We start from the raw sequence: 24,085 nt of genomic DNA on the forward strand, positions 1-24,085 counted from the left end.
TTGAAGATCATCGTCCTGGTCAAGCATGTACCGGACGCCCAGTTCGACCGTCACCTCAACGGGGAGCGCTACACGACGGACCGTGACGAAAGCATCCTGTCCGAGCTGGACGAGTACGCGCTGGAGGCTGCACTGCAGCTGGCCGAGGCGCGGGGCGGCAGCAAGGCAGGCAACCAGGTCATCGCCCTGAGCATGGGGCCTGCCGGTGCCGTCAACGCCGTGAAGAAATCCCTCCAGATGGGTGCCACCGAAGGCGTACACCTGACGGACGACGCATTGGCGGGCTCGGACGCCGCGGCCACTTCCCTTGCTCTGGCGGCTGCCGTCCAGCGGCTCGGCCAGGACGGCCCCGTGGACCTCATCATCACCGGCATGGCCTCCACCGACGGCGAAACCTCCCTGGTGCCGGCGCAGCTGGCCGAGCGCCTTGGCCTTCCCCAGGTCACGTTCGCGTCCTCCCTGGACGTGGAGGGCGGACGGCTTGTGGCACGCCGGGATGCGGACACCACCTCCGAAACGGTGGAAGCCACCCTTCCGGCAGTGGTGTCTGTGACCGACCAGATCAACGAGCCCCGGTACCCCAACTTCAAGGGCATCATTGCCGCCAAGCGCAAGAGCATCACCACCTTGTCCCTTGCGGACATCGGGGTGGATGCTGCCCAGGTGGGACACTCCGGTTCCTGGACCACCGTGGCCAACGCTGAAGAGCGGCCGCCGCGCACCGCCGGCACCATCATCACCGACGAAGGCGACGCCGGCATCCGGCTGGTTGACTTCCTGGCCGCCCAGAAGCTGCTCTAAGAGGGAACACCGACATGGCAAAAGTACTCGTTTTTATTGACAACCCCGGCGCTGCGCTGAAGAAGAGCAGCCTCGAGCTGCTGACCCTGGCCCGCACCCTCGGTGAGAGCGTGGTGGCCCTCAACGGCGAACTGCACAGCGGCGTCTCCTCCACTTTCGCGGAGTACGGCGTCAGCACCATCCTGCGCCCCTCGGCACAGGACCTGGACGACTACCTGGTGGCGCCCAAGGCTGCCTACCTCGCGGCTGCAGCAGAGAACACCGGGGCGGCCATCGTCCTGCTCGACAACTCACCGGAGGGCAAGGAAATCGCTGCCCGGCTCGGTATCCGCCTCAACGCCGGCGTCATCACCGACGTTGTGGCCGTGGAAGCGGACGGCACGGCACACAAGTCCGTGCTCGCCGGCTCCTACAACACGGCCTGCAAGGCTAGCACCCCCGTCTCGGTGCTGACGGTCAAGGCCAACAACGTGGTGCCCGAGCCGGCTGCCGCACCCGGCTCGCCCGAAACCGTCACGGTGGAGGTTCCCGCCGGCAGCACTGCGGCGGCGGCACGGATCACGGCCCGCGAGCAGAAGGTGGCCAGCGGCCGCCCGGACCTTACCGACGCCCGCATCGTGGTAGCCGGCGGCCGCGGCGTGGACGGCGACTTCGGACCTGTGGAGGAGCTTGCCGATGCCCTGGGAGCGGCGGTGGGAGCATCACGTGCGGCTACCGACGCAGGCTGGATCAGCCACGATGCCCAGGTGGGCCAGACGGGCAAGACCGTGTCCCCGCAGCTCTACATCTCTGCCGGTATTTCCGGCGCCATCCAGCAAAAGGCCGGCATGCAGACCGCAAAGGTCATCGTGGCGGTCAACAAGGATGCCGAATCGCCCGTCTTCGAGATTGCGGACTTCGGCATCGTCGGGGACCTCTTCGACGTCCTGCCGCAGGCCACGGCCGAGATCAAGAAGCGCAAAGGCTGATTATTGACTGCCTCAGCCAGCCAGGCACAGAGCCCGTTCAACCCGGCCACGCACCGGATTGGGCGGGTGCTCTGTTTTGCGGCCCACCCTGACGACATCGACTTCGGCGCTGCAGGAACCATTGCCGCCTGGACGGCGGCCGGTGTCCAGGTCAGCTACTGCATCATGACCGACGGCGATGCCGGCGGCTTCGATCCCGCCCACCGGGCCAACATCATCGCCATGCGCGACGCCGAACAGCGCCGCGCCGCCGAACTGGTCGGGGTCTCGGACATCCACTACCTCCATCAGCGCGACGGCTACCTCGAGCCCTCGCATGAGGTGATGCGCGGGGTGGTGAAGCTCATCCGCGAACTGCGCCCCGACGTCGTACTGGCCATGCATCCGGAACGGAACTGGCGGCGGATCCAGAAGAGCCATCCGGACCATCTCGCAGTGGGGGAGGCTGTCACGCGGGCCGTCTACCCTGCGGTGGAAAATCCTTTCGCCTACCCGGAACTGGCAGAAGCCGGGCTGGCGGCTTACAAGCTTCCGTGGCTATGGCTGTATGCAGGCCCTGAAGAGCGGGAAAACCATTTTGTTGACGTGACTGAGCACGTGGAGGCCAAACTGCAGGCCATCCACGTCCACGTCAGCCAGCATCCCGACGTGGAGGCCATGGAAGCCGCGGTCCGCCAGGGCATGCACGTCAATGCCGAACGCGCCGGGCTGGCGGCAGGACACAGCGCCGAAGCGTTCCACGTAGTAGCCGTCAACGGGCCGGGAACCATCGCCGGTTTCTGAGCCGGACGCCATAAAAAACGCCCCGTGACCATCCTTCAGGATGATCACGGGGCATTCCCATGTTCAGCGTGGGCGAAGCTGCTACGCGCCGAGCGGAGCCGCAGCCACCGTGGGCAACGTGGGGGACTTGGATCCACCGACGGGCTCAACCGTGATTCCGAGCGCCGCGGCGGAGGCGATGCCCTCCACTACAGCGGGCTTGGATAAGGCGGCCTCATCCATCAGGCCCTGGGACACCGGCGCCGACCCGTCCTTTGGAATCAGCCACATCTGGTAGACCTTGCCTTCTGGCGGGGCAGGAACACCATTCATCTTGACCACCAAGGCGTCTTTGGAAGACGAGACCAGAACCGTTGCGGTTCCACCCGCGGCCACGGGTACAGAGGCTTCGCGGACGTCATCAGCCCGGACCACCTGGTTCAGGGGGTCGTTCTGGTCCGCGATATAGGACCCGACGCCGACGCCGCCCAGGGCAATGGCCGCCGCGGCCGCAATGCCCGCCAGCCAGCGGCGGGTTCCGGCCGGACGCCGCCGTTCCTCCCGGCGTTGCCGGGCTTTGGCGAGCTCATCGGTGGGACCTTCAGGGCCGTTGCCCTCCTGCTCTGGCGCCGGGGACGGCCCCGGAGTCGGCAACTGCGCGGGCAGCCGGGCCGGAAGTTGGGCGACGATCCGGTCGAAGAGATCTGCGGGCGGCTCTTCCTCAGCCTTGAACGTGCGGGTGAGGGTTTCCCGGGACTGGCGGACGCGTTCGAAGAATGACGTCCGCTCGGCAGCAGGAGCGGCTGAAATGTACTCTTCGATCGCGCGGCGTTCATCGTCCGTTACGGCATCGAGGGCATACAGCTCGGCCAGGTCAATGACGCGGCCCGAGGCGAGGTCAGCTGCGACGGTATCGCCGAAGCCGCCTGAACGGCCGGCCGGTCCATGGTTCATTTCTGTCATTTCAACTCACCCCCAAACAGGTCTTCAAGCGGATCAGTCCGTCGCGGATGCGGGACTTTATGGTGGGAACTGCAGCGTTCAGCCGCTCGGCGACTTCCCGGTAGGTCAGGCCGCCGTAGTAGGCAAGGCGGACAGATTCCTGTTGCGTTTCGGTCAGCGTTCCCAGGCACCGCACCACGGCTTCGGCTTCGAGTCTGCTGCCCACTTCGTCCGACACGGTGTCGTGGTCTATGTCCTGGCTGCTGGCACCGTAACGGGCCTCCCGGTCCGTGGCGGACTGCGCGGATCTGACCCTGTCCACGGCACGACGGTGGGAAATCGTCATGAGCCAGGAGAGCGGGCTGCCTGCGGCGGGATCGAATCTGCCCGCGTTTTGCCAGACCTGGAGGAAGACCTCCTGGGTGGTGTCCTCGCTGAGCTCGGCATCAATCAGGACCCTGCGCGCCATACCGTAAACCCGGCGCGAGGTCAGCCGGTAGAACTCCGCAAAGGCAGCGCGGTCACCCTGGGAGATCTGTCCCAGCAGGACTGTGAGCCGTTGGCTGAGCTCGGCCGGCGTGTCCGTGACCGCGGGAGCATCGGGAGTATCCATCACTACCAAGCATAAGTCTCCAGGTGGTGAATCCTGGTCAGTGGTGCCGGGGATGCCCCGGCTGGTTCTGGAACCTGCCCGGAGAAGTGTCACCTGCCGCTCCTTGATCGCTAATGGACTGTTCTCAGGAGGGATTCGGTGCACGGCCGCGTGCGGATGGGGCAGGGCGGGAAATTGTTTCGTCAGCTTGAGGGCCGCGCGGGTTTCGAGGCCCCGGGCGGTTGCCGGCGGATTGCACCGCTCACGGGCGGGCCATAACGGGCGGGCCTTAGATGCGGGCGCCGGCGAAACCCTGTTGCCGCCAGGCCTCGTAGACGGCGATGGAAGCCGCATTGGCCAGGTTAAGCGAGCGCAGTGCCGGCAGCATGGGCAGCCGTACGGTGGCGGTCACGTGCGGATCCGTCTTCATTTCCGGCGGCAGGCCCACCGATTCCCGTCCGAACATCAGGACGTCACCGGGCTGGTAGGCGATGTCCGTGTAACTGGCTGCCCCGTCGGAGGTGAAGGCGTAGACACGCTCGGGCTGCAGATGCTGCCAGGCGTCCTCGATGTTGCGGTGCACGGTGACGACGGCGAGGTCATGGTAATCCAGGCCGGCGCGGCGGAGCTTCGCGTCCGAGAAGTCGAACCCCAGGGGTTCCACCAGATGCAGTTCAGCGCCCGTGATGGCCGCCAGCCTGATGGCGTTGCCGGTGTTGCCGGGGATTTCGGGTTCATGGAAGAGGATGCGGAACACCATCCCATCCTAGTCACCACTGGTCAGTGCAATGCCGCTCAGTGCATGCGGCTCAGTGCATGCCCCGCAGCAGCCGGGCCAGTATCGGGACATTGACAGTGTTGGGAGCCGGTCCTGCCGCCAGGAACTCCTTGACGCCCCGGACCATCCCGGCAGCGTTGACGATCCGAACCGGCTCGAGTTCGCCCGGAGACCGGCGGTGGTTGTCGATCACCGGTTCATGCAGGTTGCCGCCCGGGCTCAGCACCACCGTCCAGCCCGTGACGTTCAGCTCGGGGAAGATGTCCTGCATGGCCCGGACTACGTGCGCCAGCTGCGGAGGGGCAATCGAACGGCCGCCGTGGTTCAGGGTCCTGCCGTCCCAGGCGTAGGCGCCCTTGGGCAGCAGCATGGAGCCGATGAGCGCCAGGCGGTATCCGGACAGCACTGCGTGGTCGATGTGGCTGTTGTCGGCTGGGGACTGGAGCCCGTTGATCAGGCGCGCCGCCGGAATGGCCGGCAGTACCTGCCGGGTCAGGAGCTGGACCGTACGCATCTCCCGCTGGATCCGCGCTTCGGCCCCAAAAATCCCGCGCTTCCGAGGCATGCCATGGACCTGCTGGCTGGCCTGTGCCAACGGAACCAGGGGCACGTCCTCCACCCCCGGGCCGTAGGGCGGGACGTAAACCGGCGGATCACCCGCGGTGTTCCGGGCGCCGCCGGCCTGGTGCACGGTGGCCGAGGCCCTGCTGCCCGCCGCCGGTGCATCAAAGTGGGGTTCGGCGTCGGCTTTGTTGGCGGTACCTGCTGCGTAGGAGCGGTCGTACGCTTTCCTGCGCTGTGGGTCGATCAACGTTTCGTAGGCGCTGGTGACCCGGCGGAAAGCGGCAGGATCCCCGCCGTGGTCGGGGTGGGCCTTGCGGGCGGCACGGCGGTACGCAACCTTAATTTCCTTTTCGGTGGCGGTAACTGCCACGCGAAGCACCTGGTAGTGGGAGCTGCTCTCGGTCAAGCACTCATCCTTCGTGTTGGTACGGCCGGTCCGCGGCGGGCAGCCCTGTGGGGCCAGCTTATCGGCCCCTGATCTGTCAACGTCCGTGCCTGGGCTTCGGGTTCCCGGCACGGGCGGGATCCGGCGGAGTTTAGACTCGACAAGGATGGCTGCCGCGGCAGCAGGCAAGGAATGCAGGCAGCAGCTGCAGGTCAGGAACCACAGTGGGGGCAGACATGGAAAAGCCGACGACGGCGGCACCGGCCGGCATGCCCGGGCCCGGACGGTTGACGCTGGCGGCAGCAGTCCTCGCCTGCATCACGACGGCCGGCTGCAGCGTTGGCATTCCGGACCCCTCGGCCCCGCGGCCAGTGGAAACTGCCCCAGTACTTGCCACCCCCACCATCACGCCGGGCCACGACGCTGAGGCGGTGGCCGCGCAGGATTTGCCTTTCGCGTCCGGCGGCATCCTTGCACCGGGAGTGCCCGTGGGCATTTCGGAGGGGCTGAAGGACGCCCCTGGCTGGAAGATGGTGAAGGACAGCGTGGCGGGCGAAAGCCAGTACCTCAAGGCCGACGGGTGCGTTGTTGCTGCCAAAGTCCGGACCAACCAGGCGGTGCTGGCACGCGGTGACGACCGGGAATCGACGGTCGCACTCTTTCAATATCTTGATCCCACCATCCTGCCCGGGTACCTGAAACCCGCCACGCTGCGGTGGGGTGGTGACGAGTCCCATCCTGGCCGGACGCTTGAAGTGCTGGCCCTGGAAGAGGCGGCGCCGCAAGGGGGCAAGGCCACAGCAGTCCTGGCCAGGCTCTTCGGCACGTCCGGATCGTCCGTCTACCTTTCTGTTGCCTGCCCGGATGCCTCTGCCCTGGCCGCGGCCAGGGCAGACGCCGTCCGGTTCCTGCCGGTCCTGCCTCCGTCGGCCTAAATCCCGGACTGCAGGGCAGCCCGCTGGGAGAGCCGGTTCAGTGCGAGGGCGGCAACGAGCAATCCAAAGTCCCGCAGTGCCACATCGAAGAAGCTTCCGAGCAACAGCAGGTTGACGATGATTCCGGCCAGCCACGCAGCCACCAGGAGCGAGCCGAACCTGGGCCGGACGGCAACCGCAATGCCCGCGAGGATCTCCACGACTCCCACCACGTACATGATGGTCTGGGCAGGCAAGGGCACCAGCGCCGTGGCCTGCGGCGCAAGGTAGACGGTCCAGTCGGCAAGGATGTTTGTGAACTTATCGAGCCCGAAGATGATGGGCGCAACCGTAAAAACAGTCCGCAGCAACAGGAAGGCCTGCCGGGCGGGATCCATCGTGGTGCTGGTGTTGGCACGCAATGCTGATGTGGTTTTCACAACTGACTCCTTCTAAAAGTAGGTTCTCCTATTTTAGAAACGGTGAGGGTCTATAATCAATACATCTTGACTTTGGATTGGTGGAGCAATGGCCAGACTTCCCTGGGCGAACCGCATGGCTGCGCTCGCTTCCCTCGGTGATGAAAAGCGGCGCCAGCTTTTTGAACTCGTGGCGTCGTCCCCCGGCGCACTGGGCCGCGACGACGTCGCGCAGCGGACGGGAATTCCCCGCAGTACGGTGTCCTTCCGCCTGGACCGCCTGGTGCAGGACGGCCTGCTGGCGGTCGAGTTCCACAAGCCGGCCGGGAAAACGGGCCCCGGCTCGGGCCGTCCGGCCAAGATGTACCGTCCTGTGGCCGGCGAAATCGGGGCCTCCGTGCCGGACCGGAACTACGATCTCGCCGGGGAGCTGATGGCCGCGGCCATCGAAAAATCCACCACCGCGGGGGAGCCCATCGAACAGACCCTGCCTGCGGAGTCGTACCGCAGGGGCAATGCGATGGCGGAGGCATCCGCGACCCTCCAGGAATTCCTGGTCCAGGCGGGCTACCGGCCCCAACCGGACGGCGACGGCGGCTTCGTCCTGCCCAACTGCCCTTTCCACCGACTCTCGGATAAGCATCCGGGGGTCGTGTGCGCCATGAACGGGGCGTTCCTGCAGGGGGCGGCGGCCTGCCTGGAAGAATCCGGCGGCAGGGTGGTGCCCTCCGATCTGCCCGGCCACTGCTGCGCCAGGATCACGCCCGCCCCTGAACCGCCGGGGCATGACGGCTAGAATTACAGGGTGCCCGTTTACCTTGACCATGCCGCCACCACCCCTCTTTCTCCAGAGGCGCTGGCTGCCCTGACGCGTGAACTCGCCCGCACCGGCAACCCGTCATCCCTGCATGGTTCGGGCCGGCGCGCCCGGAGGGCGGTGGAAGACGCCCGCGAGGCACTCGCCGCAGCGGCAGGGGCGCATCCTTCGGAAGTGATCTTTACCTCCGGCGGCACTGAGTCGGACAACCTCGCGGTCAAGGGACTGTACTGGGCCCGCGCGGGCGAAAAGCCGGAGCGGCGGCGCATCCTGTGCTCCGCCGTCGAGCATCATGCAGTGATGGACACTGTGGAGTGGCTGGAACGCCACGAAGGGGCCGATGTCACCTGGCTCCCGGTGGACAGTGACGGGGCGGTGGACCTCGCGGTTCTGGAAGCGGAACTTGCCCGCGATCCGGACTCCATCGCTCTGGTCACCGTGATGTGGGCCAATAATGAGGTGGGGACCATCCAGCCCATCCACCGCGTTGTGGAACTCGCGCACGCGGCTGGTGTCCCGGTCCACTCCGACGCCGTGCAGGCCTTTGGTTCGCTGCCGGTGGACTTCAAAGCGTCCGGTCTTGACGCCATGTCAATTTCCGGACACAAGATCGGCGGGCCCGTGGGAGTGGGTGCCCTGCTGTTGGGCAGGTCGGTAAAACTTACTCCGGTCCAGCACGGTGGCGGGCAGGAGCGCGACGTCCGCTCGGGCACCCTGGATACCGCTTCGATTGCCGCGTTTGCTGCGGCGGCAGAGAATGCCGCAGTCCACCTGGGCACGGAGTCTGCCCGGATCGCTGCCCTCCGCGACCGGTTGATCGACGGCGTCCGGGACCGGGTGCCCGAAGCCGTCCTGCGCGGGGCGCCAAGGAACGGGCGGCTTCCGGGCAACGCGCACTTCACCTTCCCCGGCTGCGAGGGGGACTCCCTGCTGTTCCTGCTGGATCTGGCCGGTGTGGAATCATCCACTGGATCAGCGTGCACCGCTGGTGTTCCGCGGCCTTCGCATGTGCTCCTCGCCATGGGCCTGGACGAGGAAACTGCGCGCGGAGCCCAGCGCTTCACCCTGGGGCACTCCTCCAAGGATGCGGACGTCGACGCTTTGCTCGCTGCCCTTCCGGATGCTTACGCCCGGGCCCGGCAGGCCGGCATGGCCGGCCACGAGTCCTCCATCCAGACTGCCGGTACGGTAGCGCGGCAGGGCTTGGGCGGCCGCTAAGACTGCCTTTGCGGCAGGTGCGTAGAATAGATAGGCGAAGATCGTTTCGACGGAGGCAGCATGCCTCCAGCGAGGCACCGTCAGCCAGCACCGGCCAGGGGCCGGAACCACCAACAGAAAGCAACCATGCGAGTTCTTGCAGCCATGAGCGGCGGCGTTGATTCCGCCGTTGCCGCCGCCCGCGCCGTCGAGGCGGGTCACGACGTCGTCGGCGTCCACCTGGCGCTGTCCCGCATGCCCGGCACCCTCCGCACCGGAAGCCGGGGCTGTTGCACCATCGAGGACTCCCGCGATGCGTGGCGCGCCTGCGACGTCCTGGGCATTCCCTACTACGTGTGGGACTTCTCCGAGCGCTTCAAGGAAGACGTCGTCCAGGACTTCATCGACGAATATGCCGCCGGCCGGACACCCAACCCCTGTATGCGCTGCAATGAGCGGATCAAGTTTGCCGCACTGCTGGAAAAGGCCATTGCGCTGGGCTTCGACGCCGTCTGCACGGGGCACTATGCCAAGGTCATCGAGGACGCAGACGGCAACCGCGAACTCCACCGGGCCGCTGACTGGGCGAAGGACCAAAGCTACGTCCTGGGCGTCCTGACCCACGAGCAGCTCAAGCACTCCATGTTCCCGCTGGCTGACACGCCCTCCAAAGCCGAAGTGCGGGCAGAAGCTGAGCGGCGCGGCCTCTCCGTGGCCAACAAGCCGGACAGCCACGACATCTGCTTCATCCCCGACGGCGACACCGCCGGCTGGCTCGCCGAGAAAATTGATATGGCCACCGGCGACATCGTGGATGAGACCGGAGCGAAAGTGGGCGAGCATCCTGGCGCCAACGCCTTCACAGTGGGGCAGCGGCGCGGGCTGAAGCTCGGCACGCCGGCCGCCGACGGTAAGCCGCGTTTCGTCCTGGAAATCCGGCCCAAGGAAAACAAAGTGGTGGTAGGGCCAGAAGCCCTGCTCGCGATTGATGAAATCCGCGGCATCAAGGTGTCCTGGGCGGGCCTGCCCATCGCCGAAGTGGATACCGGCGAGGAGTTCGATTGCTACGCGCAGGTCCGTGCACACGGCGACCCCGTTCCTGCCACTGCCCGGATGGAACGCGGCGAATCCGATGGCGCAGCCCAGCTGGTGGTCACCTTGACCAACCCGCTGCGCGGCGTTGCGCCCGGGCAGACTGTTGTCCTCTACCAGGGCAGCAGAGTGCTGGGCCAGGCAACCATCGACGCCGCCCGTTCCCTGCAGCGCGCCGCGCTCTAATCTCCCGAATTTCCATCACCGCCCCGGTCCTGCCGGGGCGGTTTTGTTTGTGCTGCCGCCGGTGCGGGGGAGTCCCTCAGCGATCAGGTAAATTTTGTGTCTCAACTCACTAAATGGTCCGCCGTGAGGGTTCACTCTCTGATTGAATCTAGGCATCAGCACAGCGTGCTCCCGCCTGTCCACAGATATCCAGCAGCGGCCGGCGGGCACGTACTCATCGAACAGAAAGTTCACAGATGACCAAGAGCAACAAAGCACTGCACGGCGCTATCGCGCTGGCAGGCATATCCGCGCTCGCACTGACTGCCTGCACGGGCCCGTCGGGCGGTGGCGGAGGCAGCACGGCATCCGGGAATGCGGGAAGCACTATCGCGTACGGCACCACTGACAAGGTGACCGCTCTTGACCCCGCGGGCTCGTACGACAACGGCTCGTTTATGGTGATGAACCAGATCTACTCCTTCCTGATGAACTCCAAGCCCGGCGGGGCGGAACCCGCCCCGGACCTCGCTGAATCGGCATCGTTCACCAAACCCACCGAGTTCACGGTCAAGATGAAGAGCGATCTCAAATGGGCCAATGGGCACGTGCTGGACTCCAAGGACGTGAAGTTCTCGTTTGACCGTCAGACCAAGATTGCCGATCCCAACGGCCCTGCGTCGCTGCTGACCAACATCGAGTCCATTGCCACGCCGGATGCCACTACAGTGGTCTTCACGCTGAAGCAGGCCAACGACCAAACCTTCGCGCAGATCCTCCAAAGCCCGGCGGCCCCCATCGTCGACGATGAGGTTTTCCCGGCGGACAAACTCCTCAGCGACGAGGAAATCGTCAAGGCCAAGCCGTTCTACGGCCAGTACGTTATCGATTCCTATAACAAGAACACGCTCATCAGCCTGACGGCCTGGCCGGACTACAAAGGTGTCCTGGGCAAGCCGGCAAACGGCGGGGCCACCATCAAGTACTACACCGACCAGACCAACATGAAGCTGGAAGTCAAGGGCGGGCAGATTGACGTGGCCAACCGCAGCCTGAGCGCCACGGACATCGACGACCTCAAGAAGGACTCCAACGTCACGGTCAATGTTGGACCCGGCGGCGAGATGCGGTACATCGTTTTCAACTTCGACACCATGCCGTTTGGCGCGAAGACTCCGGAAGCAGATCCGAAGAAGGCGCTGGCGGTCCGCCAGGCCGCTGCCAACCTGATTGACCGCCAGGCCATTTCTGACCAGGTCTACAAGGGCACCTACCTGCCCATGTGGTCCAACGTTCCGTCCGGCTTCCTCGGCGCCAACGAATCCTTCAAGGAGGCCTACGGCGATGGCTCGGGCAAGCCCAGCCTGGATAAGGCCAAGAAGGCTCTGTCCGACGCCGGCATCAGCGGCCCCGTGAACATCAAGCTGCAGTACAACCCGGACCACTACGGCAAGTCCTCCGGGGACGAGTACGCCATGGTCAAGGACCAGCTGGAAAAGAGCGGCCTGTTCACGGTGGACCTGCAGTCCACCGAGTGGGTCACGTACAACGCGGCGTCGAAGAAGGACAGCTACCCGGTCTTCCAGCTCGGCTGGTTCCCGGACTTCAGTGACGCGGACAACTACCTGACGCCGATGTTCCCGAAGGGCGGTTTCTTCAAGAACCACTACTCCAACCCTGACGTCGAAGCGCTGATCGCAAAGCAGCTTGTCACCCCGGACAAAGCCGAGCGTGAGAAGACCATCAAGGACATCCAGAACCAGCTGGCCAAGGACATCTCCACCCTGCCGTTGCTCCAAGGAGCGCAGGTTGCTGTTTCCGGGAAGAGTGTCAAGGGCGTGGATTCCACCCTGGATGCATCGTTCAAGTTCCGGCTGGGACAAGTTTCCAAGTAATTCCCGGTATGCCAGCTTAGGAGGCGGGGCCCTGGCGGTCCTGCCTCCTAACTGTTGGCCCACCCACCCGTCGTTTTTTATACCAAGCAGGGACAGCATGGCCACAATGATCGATGCGCCGCCGCCAACGGTTGCGCCGCCCAAATCCAAATCCGCGGGAGGTGGCCTCGGGAGATACATCCTGATCCGCTTCCTGCTCATCTTCCCGACGATCTTCATCCTCGTCACCCTGGTCTTCTTCTTGATGCGGATCACCGGCGATCCCATCACCGCAGCCCAGGGCGGACGCCTGCCCCAGGAGCAGATTGACGCGCTGATTCACCAGGCCGGTTACGACCGGAACCTTTTCATCCAGTACATCGAGTACCTCGGCAACATCGCCACAGGCAACTTCGGCCGGACCATTTCAGATGGACGGCCAGTCATTGAGATGCTCACCACCTTCGGCGCCGCCACGCTGGAACTGAGCATCAACGCCCTGCTGGTGGCTTTGCTCGTGGGGATTCCCCTTGGAATGTTCGCCGCCCACAAACGCGACAAGGTCCCGGACGCTTTCCTGCGCTTGTTCGCCATCCTTTGTTATGCCACCCCGGTCTTCTTTGCAGGCCTCCTGCTGAAGCTGGTTTTTTCGGTCGGCCTGGGCTGGTTTCCGGTCGCCGGCCGTGCCTCCACCACAACGGAGCTGGCGATGGGAAGGCTCGGAGCACCCACCGGTATCTACTGGCTGGACGCCCTGCGCAGCAGCGATCTGGCAGCTTTTGGCGACATCGTCCATCACGCCGTCCTGCCCGCCGTCGCCCTGGGCCTGCTGACAGCCGGCGTCTTCCTCCGCCTGGTCCGCACTAACGTGATCGGCACCCTCGGCAAGGATTATGTTGAGGCCGGCCGTTCCCGCGGGGTCAGCGAATACCGGCTGGTGACGAAGCACGCCTACAAGCCGGCCCTGATCCCCATCATCACGGTCATGGGTCTGCAGATCGCCCTGATGCTCGGCGGCGCAGTGCTGACGGAGACAACTTTTGAGTGGAAGGGCCTCGGATACCAGCTGGCGCAGTACCTTACGGCGCGTGATTTCGTCGCCGTCCAGGGCATCGTTATGCTCCTGGCTGTCATTGTGGCGGTCACCAACTTTGTGGTGGACATTGCCGCCGCCCTGATCGATCCGCGGGTGAGGTACTGATGAGCATCGACGGCTTGCCCCATCCCAAGAAACCGATACTTGACCGCATTCCCGTCGCATCCCACATCCGCCAAAGCGTTGGCCTGCAGCGCACGATGCTGCTCATCGGCGTTGTGCTTTGTGCCGCTTTTGTGCTGACGGCCGTTTTTGCGCCGCTGCTGGCGCCCTTCGGATTTTCGCAGATTTCCGATGATGCCGGCTCTTTCCCGGCCCAGGCCGCACCCGGCGGCAAGCATCTCCTGGGAACAACAGTGGGCGGCTACGACGTCCTGTCCCGCGTTATCTGGGGATCGCAGACAGCAGCAGCAGTACTTGTCGCTGCCGTGTTGATGTCCATCTTCCTGGGAGTGTTTCTTGGACTCGTCAGCGGCTACGTCGGCGGCTGGCTGGACCGTGTCCTGGTGGTCATCGCCGACGCCATCTACGCTTTCCCCACCCTCCTTGTGGCGATCGTTATGTCCATTGCGATCAACAAGGGGCAGTCCGGATTCTGGGGCGGAATCCTCGCCTGCGGGTTAGCGATCACGGCAGTGTTCGTCCCGCAGTATTTCCGGGTGATCCGTGCCGAAACCATCCGGCTCAAGGCTGAACCGTTCGTTGAATCGGCCCAGGTGGTGGGTGCATCCAGTGCAAGGATCATCGGCCGGCACATTTTGGCCAATGCCACCAGGACCCTGCCCCTGATCTTCACCCTCAACGCCTCCGAGGCTATCCTCACCCTGGCCGGCCTGGGCTTCCTGGGCTTCGGCATCGAGCCGAGCTCCGCTGCCGAATGGGGATTCGACCTCAACAAGGCACTTGCTGATGCATCTTCAGGTATCTGGTGGACGGGCGTATTCCCCGGCCTGGCCATCGTGCTGACAGTGGTGGGACTGACCTTGGTGGGTGAGAGCATCAACGACCTGAACGATCCGCGGCTCCGGGGCCGTAAACGCGCCAGCGGCACCTCCTCGGTGACCGGAGCGAATGCCGCCCTCGCGGCAGAAGTGAGGAGCTCATGACCATCAACATCGATCCGTCCCCGGGCCATCAGGCCGGCGCCGGCCATCCCGTTCTCGACATCGACCACCTTAAAGTCACCTTCGCCACCGATGCCGGCGATGTCCAGGCAGTCAAGGACGTCAGCCTCGAAGTCAGGAAGGGCGAAGTGCTGGCGATTGTGGGGGAGTCGGGCTCCGGCAAAACGGTCACCGCTAAAACCATCCTGGGCCTGCTCCCCGAGACCGCCATCAGCTCCGGCACGGTGCTCATCAACGGGGCCAACGTGATCAGCGTCAGCGCGGCGCGCCTGCGCCAGATCCGCGGCCGCGACGTTGCCATGGTGTTCCAGGAGCCGTCCACCGCACTGAATCCGGTGTTCACGGTGGGCTGGCAGATCGCCGAAGGCATCAGGGCCCATGCGGGCAGCGGCGGCGGAAAGCGGGTTTCGGCCAAGGACGCGAAGGCCCGCGCCATCGACGCCCTGCGCAAGGTGGGTATCCCGGATCCCGAGCACCGGGTGAACTACTACCCCCACCAGTTCTCCGGTGGGCAGAAGCAGCGGGTGGTCATCGCGGCGGCACTGGCATTGAACCCTGGCCTGATCGTGGCTGATGAACCCACCACTGCCCTGGATGTCACGGTCCAGGCCGAGATCCTGGAGCTCCTGCGGGACCTGCGCGACAAGTACGGTACATCCATCGTGCTGATCACGCACAACATGGGAGTGGTGGCGGACCTGGCCGACCGTGTGGTGGTCATGTACCAGGGTGACGTGGTTGAGGAAGCTCCGGCCCGCACCCTGTTTGCCAAACCCCGGGAGGATTACACGCGGAAGCTCCTGGCGGCGGTGCCGCACCTGGGGCACAATTCGGCGTCGGAGGGACTGTCCACCCGGGCCCACCAGGATGAGGAAATCCTCGTGGAAGCCACCGACCTGACCATCGAGTATCCGGGCCGGTTGGGAACACCGGCATTCAAGGCCGTGGATGGTGTCAGCTTCACCCTGTCCCGGGGCGAGGTTTTCGGGCTGGTGGGGGAATCCGGCTCCGGAAAAACCACCATCGGCCGGGCCATTGCCGGGCTGAACCGGACCACGGGCGGCAGCCTGAAAGTTCTCGGATACGAAATGCTCAACCTCCGGGAGCGGACCTTTAAACCGCTCCGCAAGGACATCGGCTTCGTGTTCCAGGACCCCGCCGCATCGTTCAACCCGCAACTGACTATCGGCGAATGCATCGCAGAACCAATGGTCATCCACACCAGGCCAAGCCCGGCGCAGGCGCGCAAACGCGTTGGCGAGCTGCTGGAATCAGTCCAGTTGCCGGCGTCGTACGCGGGACGGTATCCGCACGAACTCTCGGGCGGCCAACGCCAGCGGGCATCACTGGCGCGGGCGCTGAGCCTCAACCCGCGGCTGCTCATCGCTGATGAGCCGACGTCGGCCCTGGACGTTTCGGTGCAGGCGAAGGTTCTGGAGCTGTTCCGGGACATCCAGCAGGAGTTCGGCTTTGCCTGCCTGTTCATCAGCCACGACCTGGCGGTAGTGGACATCCTGTCCCAGTGGGTGGGCGTGCTGTATAAGGGCAGGCTGGTGGAACAGGGCATCGGCAGCCAGGTGATGGGGAACCCGCAGCACGACTACACGCGGCGGCTCATCGCATCCCTGCCGGTTCCCGACCCCCAGGAACAGGCGAAGCGGCGCGAAGAAAACAGGGCGCTGCTCGGCATCTGAGACCTCATCAGCTGAAAGTGCCGGTGCCGGCGCAATGCCGGCACCGGCGCCACCCGGTTGATTGCTTCGGCTGCCCATAGACTTGAACCATGACGCAGCACAACCCTCACGCTCCTGACTCCGACGACTACGATCCCTCAGCCAGCTCATTGGCCGGCCAGGTGGACAAGTCGGTGATGGCTGAACTGCTGTCCATCCGTTCCAGCATCGACAATATCGACGCCACGCTGGTCTACCTGCTGGCCGAGCGCTTTAAGGCAACCCAGAAGGTGGGTTTCCTGAAGGCTGCCCACCGGCTCCCCGCCGGTGATCCCGGCCGCGAGGCGGCGCAGATCGCCAGGCTGCGCCGGCTGGCCGAAGACGCGCACCTGGACCCCGCGTTTGCGGAAAAGTTCCTGAACTTCATCATCGGTGAGGTCATCCGGCATCACGAGGCGATCGCCGAAGACCACGAGGCCGCCTCCGGACAGCACCCGCAGGCATCAGCGCTCGCGTGACCGGGCAACGGCACGAATCCGGCACGTTGACCGGATCGGATGCGGCACCGCCGCGGGAGGTGACGGCCACCGGGCTGGGCCCCTGGCCGGGCGAGGACCCGGTGGAAGCAGCCAAGATCATCCGCGGTGAACTGGGCAGCCCGCACCTTCCCTTCCTCGCCGAACTCCCGGACCGGGGTGTCGGATCAGATGCCTTGGGACGGACGGCCACCCTGCTGGAAGAACTCGCTGTCGACGTCCAGCCGTACGGTTGGCGCCTCGTGGACCGGCCCGGCAAGGACTTCCGCCGCGCCGCCTCTGCCCTCGCCACCGATATCAACGTCCTCGCCGATGTGGCCGGTGCTGAGGACAAGGCGGCTGCCGAGATCAAAGTGCAGCTGGTAGGGCCGCTCAGCCTGGCGGCCGGACTTCACCTGCATAACGGCGAGCGCGCCCTTATCGACTATGGTGCCCGGCGTGATCTTGCCGCCTCACTTGCGGCCGGCGTTGGACAATACCTCTCCCGCGTGGCGGCGGCTGTTCCCGGTGCGCGGGTGGTGGTCCAGATCGATGAGCCGGATATCGCGGCGGTACTGGCCGGCACCATTCCCACCTCCAGCGGCTACCGCACATTGCGGGCGGTTCCGTCCTCCGAGGCCCGGGAATCCTGGCGGGTGGTGCTGGACGCGTTGCGGGATGCCGGCGCCGCGGAGGTGGTGATATCCGTGCCCGAGGTCGAGGCCCCGTTCGAACAGATCCTGGCCGCCGGAGCAGACGGCATCGCCGTTCCGCTAAGGGCACTGACGTCGCGCCAGTGGGAGCAGCTTGCCGGAGCGGCAGAAGCAGGCAAGCGTTTGTGGATCGGGGCATTGGACGTCTCCGGGAAGTCCCTGCCCCGGGTGGCTGACTGTGTTGATGCAGTGTGGCGCCCGTGGCGGCAGCTCGGTCTGTCCCCTGCGGGGATCAGCACCCTCCGCGTTACGCCCTCGTCGGGACTTGCCAGCCGGAGTCCGGCCGACGCGACATCGGTGCTCGGCCGGCTGACCCAGGTGGCGGACGGGCTGAACCAGCTGGCGCAGGGCTAGGGCGTCAGACCCGGTTTTCCCACCGGTCCGGCTGTGCATAGCGCGGCAGAAAGCTTTGCGCGGAGCTTCCGCCCGTGTAGGGGCGAAGCCTGTAGTCGAAGCTGCCGGCGTAGACCAGGACCAGTCCGATCTGTGGCTGGATCACCTTGACCTGGATGCGGTGCTTGCCGCTGCTGCCTTCTGCCGGGTCCCACCACTGCTCCGCGTAGGCCTTGGCATCCAGTGCAGCGGGAAGGGGAATGCGCAGGGGGCCAAGAAACAGCCGCGAGGATTCCGACACACCCCGCAGCCGTCCCTCCGGCGTGACGCTCAGGTTCAGGTCGGTCACCAGGCGCCGGAGCCGGCCCACATAGTCAACCAGCTGGGGCGCGCCGGCCCGGCGGGTCACGCTGGTGGTGTCCTGGAAGATCCGCTTGCGCCCGGGAAACCGGATTTCCCGGCGGGCCGTCAGGCTGGAGCGGCCAAAGGGGTCCTGATGGGCGTGGTTTTCGATCCTGAAGGGGATGCCCTCTCCGTACTCCGGGAAGAATGCTTCCTCACTGCCGGTGAGCCGCAGCAGCGGGCGCAGCCAGTCCTGCCGGCAGCCCACCACATCGAAAATCCCTTCGCCCACGCCGTACTGGCCGGAGCCCGGCGCGAGCGCAAAGTACTCCTGGAGTTCGGGCTGCAGCCGGCCGTAGTCCGCACCGAGGGCCTGCTGGTAAATGGGAACGCTCATAGAGGGACCTCCTCGTGACGGGGCCGGACAACGGCCTGCTGGATTTTCACAATCTACCTGCCGCCTTAAGCCTGATGTACATGTCGGCCAGCCGGGGCGGCAGCTCCAGCGGCTCTGCGTCCACCACCTCCACGCCGTGCTGGCGAAGCTCGGCCGTGACTGCTGCCCGCTGCAGGAGCGACCGTTCGGCGGCGGCCGCCCGGAAGACACCGGCGGCATTGTCACGCTCCTGCAGCATCAGGCCGAGCTGCGGGTCCCGCACCGCTGCCACCACCACAACATGCTGACGGGAGAGTTGCATCGCGGTGGGGATCAGGCCTTCTTCAGGTGCGCCGCCTTCCAGCGACGTCAGCAGCACCACCAGGGACCGGTGCGCTGACACGGCCCGGACCTGCGCCGGGATTGCCTGCCAGTCCAGCTCGATGAGCTCAGCCTCCAGCGGGGCCATGGCCTGGACCAGTTGGCCCAGGAGGTTCCCCTGCCCCGCTGATCCGGCCCGTGCCCGAGTCCGCCGGTCGAAGGCCAGGAAGTCCACGCGGTCTCCGCCCCGCTCGGCGAGGACACCCAGCAGGAGGGCTGCTTCCATGCCGGTGTCCAGCCGGGGCTCATCGCCGATCCGGGCCGCCGACGTCCGGGAGGTATCCAGCACCATCACCACGCGGCGGTCGCGTTCAGGCCGCCAAGTGCGCACCACCACGGCAGACCGACGGGCTGTTGCACGCCAGTCGATGGACCGCACATCATCGCCGCGCACATAATCGCGGAGGGAATCGAACTCCGTGCCCGCGCCCCTGATCTGCACGGCAGCCTTGCCGTCCAGTTCGCGCAACTTCCGCAGCTTGGAGGGCAGGTGCCGCCGTGAATGGAAGGGCGGCAGGACCCGCAACAGACCCGGGCATTCGATGGTCCGCTGGCGGGCTGCGAGCAGCAGCGGCCCGAAGCTGCGGACGGTGACATGAGGGGCTTTGAGGTCTCCGCGACGGACCGGCCGCAGGCGTACCGTAACCTGTCGGCTCTCACCCGCCGGAACATCAAGACCCTGCAACGGATTTTGGGCCCCTGCCGATGGCTGCCAGGCATCCCGGAGGCTCCCGCGCAGCCGGCGCCCGCCGTCGTTCGAGACAGTAAGTACCGAGTCTGCCGTCCCATGCAACGTCACATTGCCAGGGTCCCGGCGAACAATGCGGGTCCGGCGCGGCGAACCGGCCAGGACCAGGTCTATGGCGGCCAGGGCTAAAAGGCTGCCGGCCACTAGTAGAAACGTTCCCCAGCCGGGAAGCAGCAGGACCGGCACCAGTCCCACCAGCACCAGGAGGACAAAGCGTCCGGAGATGGCCATCAGCGGGGGACGGGAACGGAAGCCAGGATGCTGCCCAGCACGTCGTCCACGCGGACCCCGTCCATCTGCGCTTCCGGCTGCAGTGCAACCCGGTGGCGCAGGCAGGGCAAGGCCAGGGCCTTGACGTCATCCGGGGTGACGTAGCTCCGTCCGGAGAGCCAGGCCCAGGCGCGGGAGGTGTTCAGCAGCGCCGTGGCACCCCGGGGCGAAACGCCAAGCTGGAACGAGGGCGCGGAACGGGTGGCCCGGACCAGGTCCACGATGTAGCCGATGATTTCGGGTTCCACTGCCACGGTGGCCACGGCCTGCCGGGCCCGCTCCAGATCCGCGGCGCCCGCCACGGCACGGACGCCGGCGGCCGCCAGATCGCGGGGATCAAAGCCCGCTGCATGCCGCCGGATGACCTCCATCTCGTCGCGGCGCTCCGGAAGCGGCATGGTGAGCTTGAGCAGGAACCGGTCCAGTTGGGCCTCGGGGAGCGGATAGGTTCCCTCGTATTCCACCGGATTTTGGGTGGCTGCCACCAGGAACGGTGCGGGCAGCGGGCGGGCGGCACCGTCCACGGAGACCTGCCGCTCCTCCATGGCCTCGAGCAGTGACGCTTGCGTTTTAGGCGGCGTACGGTTGATTTCGTCGGCGAGCAGGAGGTTGGTGAACACCGGACCCTCGCGGAACGAGAACTCTGAGGTGTGCGAGTCGTAGACCAGGGACCCGGTGACGTCGCCGGGCATGAGATCGGGGGTGAACTGTACCCTCTTGGTGTCCAGGCTCAGCGCTGCGGACAATGCACGGACCAACAGGGTCTTGGCCACGCCGGGCACACCCTCCAACAGCACGTGCCCCTGTGACAGCAGGGCGATCAGCAGGCCCGTCACGGTGGCGTCCTGCCCCACCACAGCCTTTGCCACCTCATGGCGTACGTCCAGGAGGGCCTGCCGGGCTGGATCCTGCCCAGCCGAGGCAGGCCCGGCTGAAGCATGCCGGGCTGAATCGTTTCCAGCAGAATCCTGCCCGGTGGAATCAAGGACCCGGGGCCCGATGCCTTGTTCGCTCATCGGTCACTGACCTCTTTCTCTAGGGTGTTCAGTTCCTGCGCCCAGGCCACAAGCCGTGCCTCGGTGCGCGGAAGTTCATTCAGGAGCTCCTTGATGCCGGGGGAGGGCCGGGACAGGAACCGGGCCACCGCCTCCGCGGCCTCATCAGCGGTGGCTTCCGGACCCAGGCGGACCTTCCTGGCCAACCGCACCAGTGTGCCGGCACGGAGGTTATCCCTGGCCTGCTCGATGGCGCGTGCATCCTGGTAAAGCCGGGCCCTTCCTTCGGCTGTTTCCACTGCCTTGACCACCACGGGCAGCGGTTCGAATACCAGCGGTCCGTGCCGCCGGCCCCGCCACACGATGGCCGCCAGTGCCACCAGGGCAAGCCACAGCCCGATGAAGCGCGACCAGTCCGGAGCGAGTTCACTGAGTGTCTGCGGCGAACCCGTGGTGTCCAGATCCTCAAGGGACGGAAGATACCACACCAGGTCCGCGGAGCTGCCGAGCGTGCGGAGAGCCAGGGCGGCGTTGCCCAGTTCGTCGAGCTTCTCGTTGCTGAGGATAGCCGTACTGCCCAGGACGGTGACGCGGCCATCGCCGCTGACCGCCAGTAGCCCGGCGCTGGTGCCGGCGGGCCGGTAACAGGACGTCCCGCCGTCGTACACGAAGCCCGATGCTGCGGTGACCTGGCCGGCGGCCCCGGCATCAGGCAGGGAACAATCCGGCTCAAGTACCGGTGCCGATTCGGGCACAACACCGGCCTGCCTGATGCCGCTGTCCAGCGCGCCCAGCGTCTGGAGGCGGGGTGAAATCACCACCACACGCCGGGCGGCGCCGGTCAGCTCAGAGAGCCGCTGGTCATCCAGGTACCCGTTCCTGTCGTAGAGCAGGAGGGTGGGGAAGTCGCTGTCCTCCAACGCCGCCATGGCCTCTTCGAAGCGGTCGACGTCGTTGACGTTCACGCCGTGCCGGTCGAGGATCTCGCTGACGGCACGCGCCCCCGACGGTCCCGGGTTATGGACGGAGAGGGAAACACCGTCCCCCTTTGGCGCAAGCTGCCCCCAGATCACCATGCCCAGTGCAGCAGCCACAACGGCTGCCAGGGCGGCCAGGCCGCGGTGCTGCCGGAGCCAGCGGAATGGGTTCTTGCGCACCGCTGACCGGGAATCCTGGCTGGTGCTTCGATCTACAGCGTGTTGTTGTCCGCCGACGTCCTGCAGCGCTTCGGTCATGGCAGCGCCGCCGTGTCCTGCGCTGCGTCGCGTGCAGGCCGGGCTGCCTGCAGATCTGTGTCCAGTCTTGTCATTGCCTCGTAATCAGGACTGCCCGGTGGCCAGTTTCCGTAGCGGACTGCGTCGAAGATCCTGGCGGCCTGGTCCAGGCGCGCGGCCTCCGCCGGGAAGGGCCGGGACAGGGCGAAGGCGGCTTCATCCGCGGTCCGGCCCGGCTGGGGTTCCAGCAGCACGCGGTCTTCCGCTGAGCGCACCACTGCACGGAAGCGGTCGACGACGGCGTCCCCCCAGTTTCCTGCCGCGGCCTCGGCGTCAGCGCGCTGCCGGTAGTCCGCGGCAGTGAGTGCGCTGTCCGGCTCGAAGACTTCCTTGGCCTGCCGGGCCTTGGGGTTCAGGCGGGGCCGGGCGAGGATCACGGCGACGGCGATGACCGCGGCGATCACAATCCCAATAACGGGGCTGGGCACGGGTGCATCGGCACCCGCCGGTCCGTCCAGGGACTGCAACCAGTCCAGGAAGCTGCGCCACAGCGAGTCGAGCCAGCCGGGCTCGGCTTCCCGATATTCGGATTTGGCCAGTTCCTCCGCGGCCCAGCGGCGGGCTTCCTCCGCCGAGGGCAGGACAGGAGGTTCAGCGGACATCCGGCCAAACCCCGGGCTGTCCGGTTCCGGGAACCGGTCCCGGCCTGATGGCATGGATTCCGCGGCCCGGTATGCCGTCCGGATCTGCTCCGGTTTCCAACTGCCGGAGCAGCGCGATGTCCAGGCCGTCCTTGCGCATCCGCAGATCCATGTAGAGCAAGGCCATCACGGACGTCTGGAAGGCATACCCCACAGCCCCCACCAGGGCGCCCACGACGGCGGTGGCCACCCCTACGGCGACTGCAATAGTAATCTCCTGCTCGCTGCCGGCATGCGGGGACAGGAAGCCGGAGAGCATCGAGGGCAGCAGGCTCACCGGGATCATGACCACCTGCCCGATGACGCCCACCATGATGCCCACCACCAGGGTGATACCCAGGATCCGCCACCAGTTGGCGCGGGTCAGCGACCAGGAACGCCGCAGGGCATCCAGGGCGCCCAGCTCTTCGATGACGACGGCGGCGGGCGCCACCATCAGCTTGATATAGATCCACAGAAGCAAGGCAAAAACAGCAGGAATCATGGGAATGAGGAGGAAAATCCCGGCCCGTTCCCCGCTGGCGATCATCGCCACCATTAGGGCTGCGGGCAGCAGCAGCGCCAGCATGCCGGCCAGCATCATCAGTGCCGCGAGGCGGATCAGGGCCCAGGCCCGCGAACGTGCCAGGACCCACATTTGCCGGAAACCCGTGGGGCGGTTAAGGATGGACCGTGCCACCGGAACCACCATGGCCCCCTGGAGGACAGCCGAGATAAACATGGTCAGGACAGACACCAGCAGGACGGCGGCCAGGAACCCCAGGCCCAACGAGGCGACGTCGGCGGGGCTGGCGCTCTCCGCCCATGCTTCGATGGAGACAATGGACGTTGCGGTGACGGCAGTAATCACCGCGGCAAGGATCGCAGCGAACGACTGGGCAATGAGGGAAGCGCCGAGCATGGCCTTGGCGTTCCGTCTGATCGTCTGGAATGAGCCATCCAGGATCTCACCGAACATCAGGGGGCGGAGCGGGACGATCCCCGGTTTGGGCGGCGCCACGTAGCGGGGCTGGCCGTAGGGGTTGGCGGGAGGCTGGCTGAAAGCAGAGTGGCCGTAAGGGGTCTGGCCATAAGCAGGTTGGCCGTAGGCGGAGCCAGGGTAGGGCGGCCGGGGCGAACCCCAGTGCTGCTGCCCCTGCGGCTGTCCCCAGGCCGGCGGCGCGCCCCAGCCCGGTTGCTGGCCCCACTGGGGCTGCTGACCCTGTCCGGGCGGCTGCCCCCCTGCGGGCTGCTGCCCGCCGGAGCCCTGCGGCCGCTCCGCGCCCGGATCCTGTTCTGACACCCGTGTTCCTTCCCCCTGTAGCAGTGCCTGAAGCAGCCAGGCCCGGTCCGCG

Annotated in this window: 24 protein-coding genes; 13 read left to right on the forward strand and 11 right to left on the reverse strand. The window is 66.0% G+C overall.

Annotated features, from left to right (window positions below; translation table 11 throughout):
• The 3 genes from BMX78_RS01405 to BMX78_RS01415 are packed head-to-tail and all read left to right on the forward strand — an operon-like array spanning position 1 to position 2,552.
• Positions 1–801 carry an electron transfer flavoprotein subunit beta/FixA family protein gene (locus BMX78_RS01405; protein ID WP_091416007.1) on the forward strand — a complete coding sequence of 267 codons (801 nt, stop codon included), beginning with the start codon at positions 1–3 and terminating at the stop codon, positions 799–801.
• A gap of 14 nt (positions 802–815) precedes the next feature.
• Entirely contained in the window at positions 816–1,769 is a 954-nt protein-coding gene (locus tag BMX78_RS01410) for an electron transfer flavoprotein subunit alpha/FixB family protein (protein WP_091415482.1), read from the forward strand.
• Between the two features lie 3 nt (positions 1,770–1,772).
• Positions 1,773–2,552 carry a PIG-L deacetylase family protein gene (locus BMX78_RS01415; RefSeq protein WP_091415484.1) on the forward strand — a complete coding sequence of 260 codons (780 nt, stop codon included), beginning with the start codon at positions 1,773–1,775 and terminating at the stop codon, positions 2,550–2,552.
• Positions 2,553–2,633: 81 nt separating this feature from the next.
• Here the strand turns inward: BMX78_RS01415 and BMX78_RS01420 are convergent, their stop codons facing one another.
• From BMX78_RS01420 to BMX78_RS01435, 4 genes are all read right to left on the reverse strand, one after another.
• Entirely contained in the window at positions 2,634–3,485 is an 852-nt protein-coding gene (locus BMX78_RS01420; RefSeq protein ID WP_091416010.1) for an anti-sigma factor, read from the reverse strand.
• 10 nt (positions 3,486–3,495) lie between these two features.
• Complete coding sequence (gene sigK / locus BMX78_RS01425) at positions 3,496–4,086, reverse strand: ECF RNA polymerase sigma factor SigK (RefSeq protein ID WP_091415486.1); 591 nt, start codon at positions 4,084–4,086, stop codon at positions 3,496–3,498.
• A gap of 268 nt (positions 4,087–4,354) precedes the next feature.
• A complete protein-coding gene (locus BMX78_RS01430; RefSeq protein WP_091416013.1) occupies positions 4,355–4,822 on the reverse strand; it encodes a tRNA (cytidine(34)-2'-O)-methyltransferase in 468 nt (155 codons plus the stop codon).
• 52 nt (positions 4,823–4,874) lie between these two features.
• Positions 4,875–5,813: a J domain-containing protein gene (locus tag BMX78_RS01435; protein WP_091415488.1), complete on the reverse strand. Its 939-nt coding sequence runs from the start codon at positions 5,811–5,813 to the stop codon at positions 4,875–4,877.
• Between the two features lie 203 nt (positions 5,814–6,016).
• On the opposite strand from BMX78_RS01435, the gene BMX78_RS01440 reads away from it, so the two are divergent.
• Positions 6,017–6,727: a hypothetical protein gene (locus BMX78_RS01440; protein WP_353615416.1), complete on the forward strand. Its 711-nt coding sequence runs from the start codon at positions 6,017–6,019 to the stop codon at positions 6,725–6,727.
• Here BMX78_RS01440 and BMX78_RS01445 read toward each other — a convergent pair.
• Entirely contained in the window at positions 6,724–7,104 is a 381-nt protein-coding gene (locus BMX78_RS01445; protein ID WP_091416019.1) for a hypothetical protein, read from the reverse strand. The genes BMX78_RS01440 and BMX78_RS01445 overlap by 4 nt on opposite strands.
• 130 nt (positions 7,105–7,234) lie before the next feature.
• On the opposite strand from BMX78_RS01445, the gene BMX78_RS01450 reads away from it, so the two are divergent.
• From BMX78_RS01450 to BMX78_RS01490, 9 genes are all read left to right on the forward strand, one after another.
• Entirely contained in the window at positions 7,235–7,921 is a 687-nt protein-coding gene (locus BMX78_RS01450; RefSeq protein ID WP_091415491.1) for a helix-turn-helix transcriptional regulator, read from the forward strand.
• A 9-nt stretch (positions 7,922–7,930) separates the two neighbouring features.
• On the forward strand, positions 7,931–9,160 hold the full coding sequence (locus BMX78_RS01455) for a cysteine desulfurase family protein (protein WP_091415493.1): 1,230 nt from the start codon (positions 7,931–7,933) through the stop codon (positions 9,158–9,160).
• A gap of 126 nt (positions 9,161–9,286) precedes the next feature.
• On the forward strand, positions 9,287–10,417 hold the full coding sequence (mnmA, locus tag BMX78_RS01460) for a tRNA 2-thiouridine(34) synthase MnmA (protein ID WP_091415495.1): 1,131 nt from the start codon (positions 9,287–9,289) through the stop codon (positions 10,415–10,417).
• Between the two features lie 236 nt (positions 10,418–10,653).
• A complete protein-coding gene (locus tag BMX78_RS01465; RefSeq protein WP_091415498.1) occupies positions 10,654–12,291 on the forward strand; it encodes an ABC transporter substrate-binding protein in 1,638 nt (545 codons plus the stop codon).
• A gap of 97 nt (positions 12,292–12,388) precedes the next feature.
• A complete protein-coding gene (locus BMX78_RS01470) occupies positions 12,389–13,471 on the forward strand; it encodes an ABC transporter permease (RefSeq protein WP_091415501.1) in 1,083 nt (360 codons plus the stop codon).
• Positions 13,471–14,472 (forward strand): ABC transporter permease, encoded by a 1,002-nt coding sequence (locus BMX78_RS01475; protein WP_091415504.1) that lies wholly within the window; start codon positions 13,471–13,473, stop codon positions 14,470–14,472. Before BMX78_RS01470 ends, BMX78_RS01475 begins: the two co-directional genes overlap by 1 nt.
• The gene (locus BMX78_RS01480) at positions 14,469–16,184 is read left to right on the forward strand and encodes an ABC transporter ATP-binding protein (RefSeq protein WP_091415507.1); all 1,716 of its coding nucleotides are present in this window, start codon (positions 14,469–14,471) and stop codon (positions 16,182–16,184) included. Before BMX78_RS01475 ends, BMX78_RS01480 begins: the two co-directional genes overlap by 4 nt.
• Before the next feature lie 89 nt (positions 16,185–16,273).
• Positions 16,274–16,681 carry a chorismate mutase gene (locus BMX78_RS01485; RefSeq protein WP_091415510.1) on the forward strand — a complete coding sequence of 136 codons (408 nt, stop codon included), beginning with the start codon at positions 16,274–16,276 and terminating at the stop codon, positions 16,679–16,681.
• 26 nt (positions 16,682–16,707) lie between these two features.
• A complete protein-coding gene (locus tag BMX78_RS01490; protein ID WP_091416021.1) occupies positions 16,708–17,745 on the forward strand; it encodes a uroporphyrinogen decarboxylase/cobalamine-independent methonine synthase family protein in 1,038 nt (345 codons plus the stop codon).
• Positions 17,746–17,749: 4 nt separating this feature from the next.
• On the opposite strand, the gene BMX78_RS01495 is transcribed toward BMX78_RS01490, so the two are convergent.
• Genes BMX78_RS01495 through BMX78_RS01520 form a run of 6 tightly spaced genes read right to left on the reverse strand, consistent with a single transcriptional unit; the run spans position 17,750 to position 24,033 of the window.
• Positions 17,750–18,463: a DUF4166 domain-containing protein gene (locus tag BMX78_RS01495; RefSeq protein WP_091415513.1), complete on the reverse strand. Its 714-nt coding sequence runs from the start codon at positions 18,461–18,463 to the stop codon at positions 17,750–17,752.
• A gap of 46 nt (positions 18,464–18,509) precedes the next feature.
• Entirely contained in the window at positions 18,510–19,802 is a 1,293-nt protein-coding gene (locus BMX78_RS01500; protein WP_091415515.1) for a DUF58 domain-containing protein, read from the reverse strand.
• Entirely contained in the window at positions 19,802–20,857 is a 1,056-nt protein-coding gene (locus tag BMX78_RS01505; RefSeq protein ID WP_091415518.1) for an AAA family ATPase, read from the reverse strand. The genes BMX78_RS01500 and BMX78_RS01505 overlap by 1 nt, the downstream gene beginning before the upstream one ends.
• On the reverse strand, positions 20,854–22,071 hold the full coding sequence (locus BMX78_RS01510; RefSeq protein ID WP_139204856.1) for a DUF4350 domain-containing protein: 1,218 nt from the start codon (positions 22,069–22,071) through the stop codon (positions 20,854–20,856). Before BMX78_RS01510 ends, BMX78_RS01505 begins: the two co-directional genes overlap by 4 nt.
• The gene (locus BMX78_RS01515) at positions 22,068–22,712 is read right to left on the reverse strand and encodes a DUF4129 domain-containing protein (RefSeq protein ID WP_091415520.1); all 645 of its coding nucleotides are present in this window, start codon (positions 22,710–22,712) and stop codon (positions 22,068–22,070) included. Before BMX78_RS01515 ends, BMX78_RS01510 begins: the two co-directional genes overlap by 4 nt.
• Positions 22,702–24,033 carry a DUF7847 domain-containing protein gene (locus BMX78_RS01520; RefSeq protein ID WP_286138740.1) on the reverse strand — a complete coding sequence of 444 codons (1,332 nt, stop codon included), beginning with the start codon at positions 24,031–24,033 and terminating at the stop codon, positions 22,702–22,704. The genes BMX78_RS01515 and BMX78_RS01520 overlap by 11 nt, the downstream gene beginning before the upstream one ends.
• Positions 24,034–24,085: the final 52 nt, after the last annotated feature.

It is taken from the genome of Arthrobacter sp. OV608, assembly GCA_900110595.1.
In the GTDB taxonomy this organism is placed as follows: Bacteria; Actinomycetota; Actinomycetes; order Actinomycetales; family Micrococcaceae; genus Arthrobacter.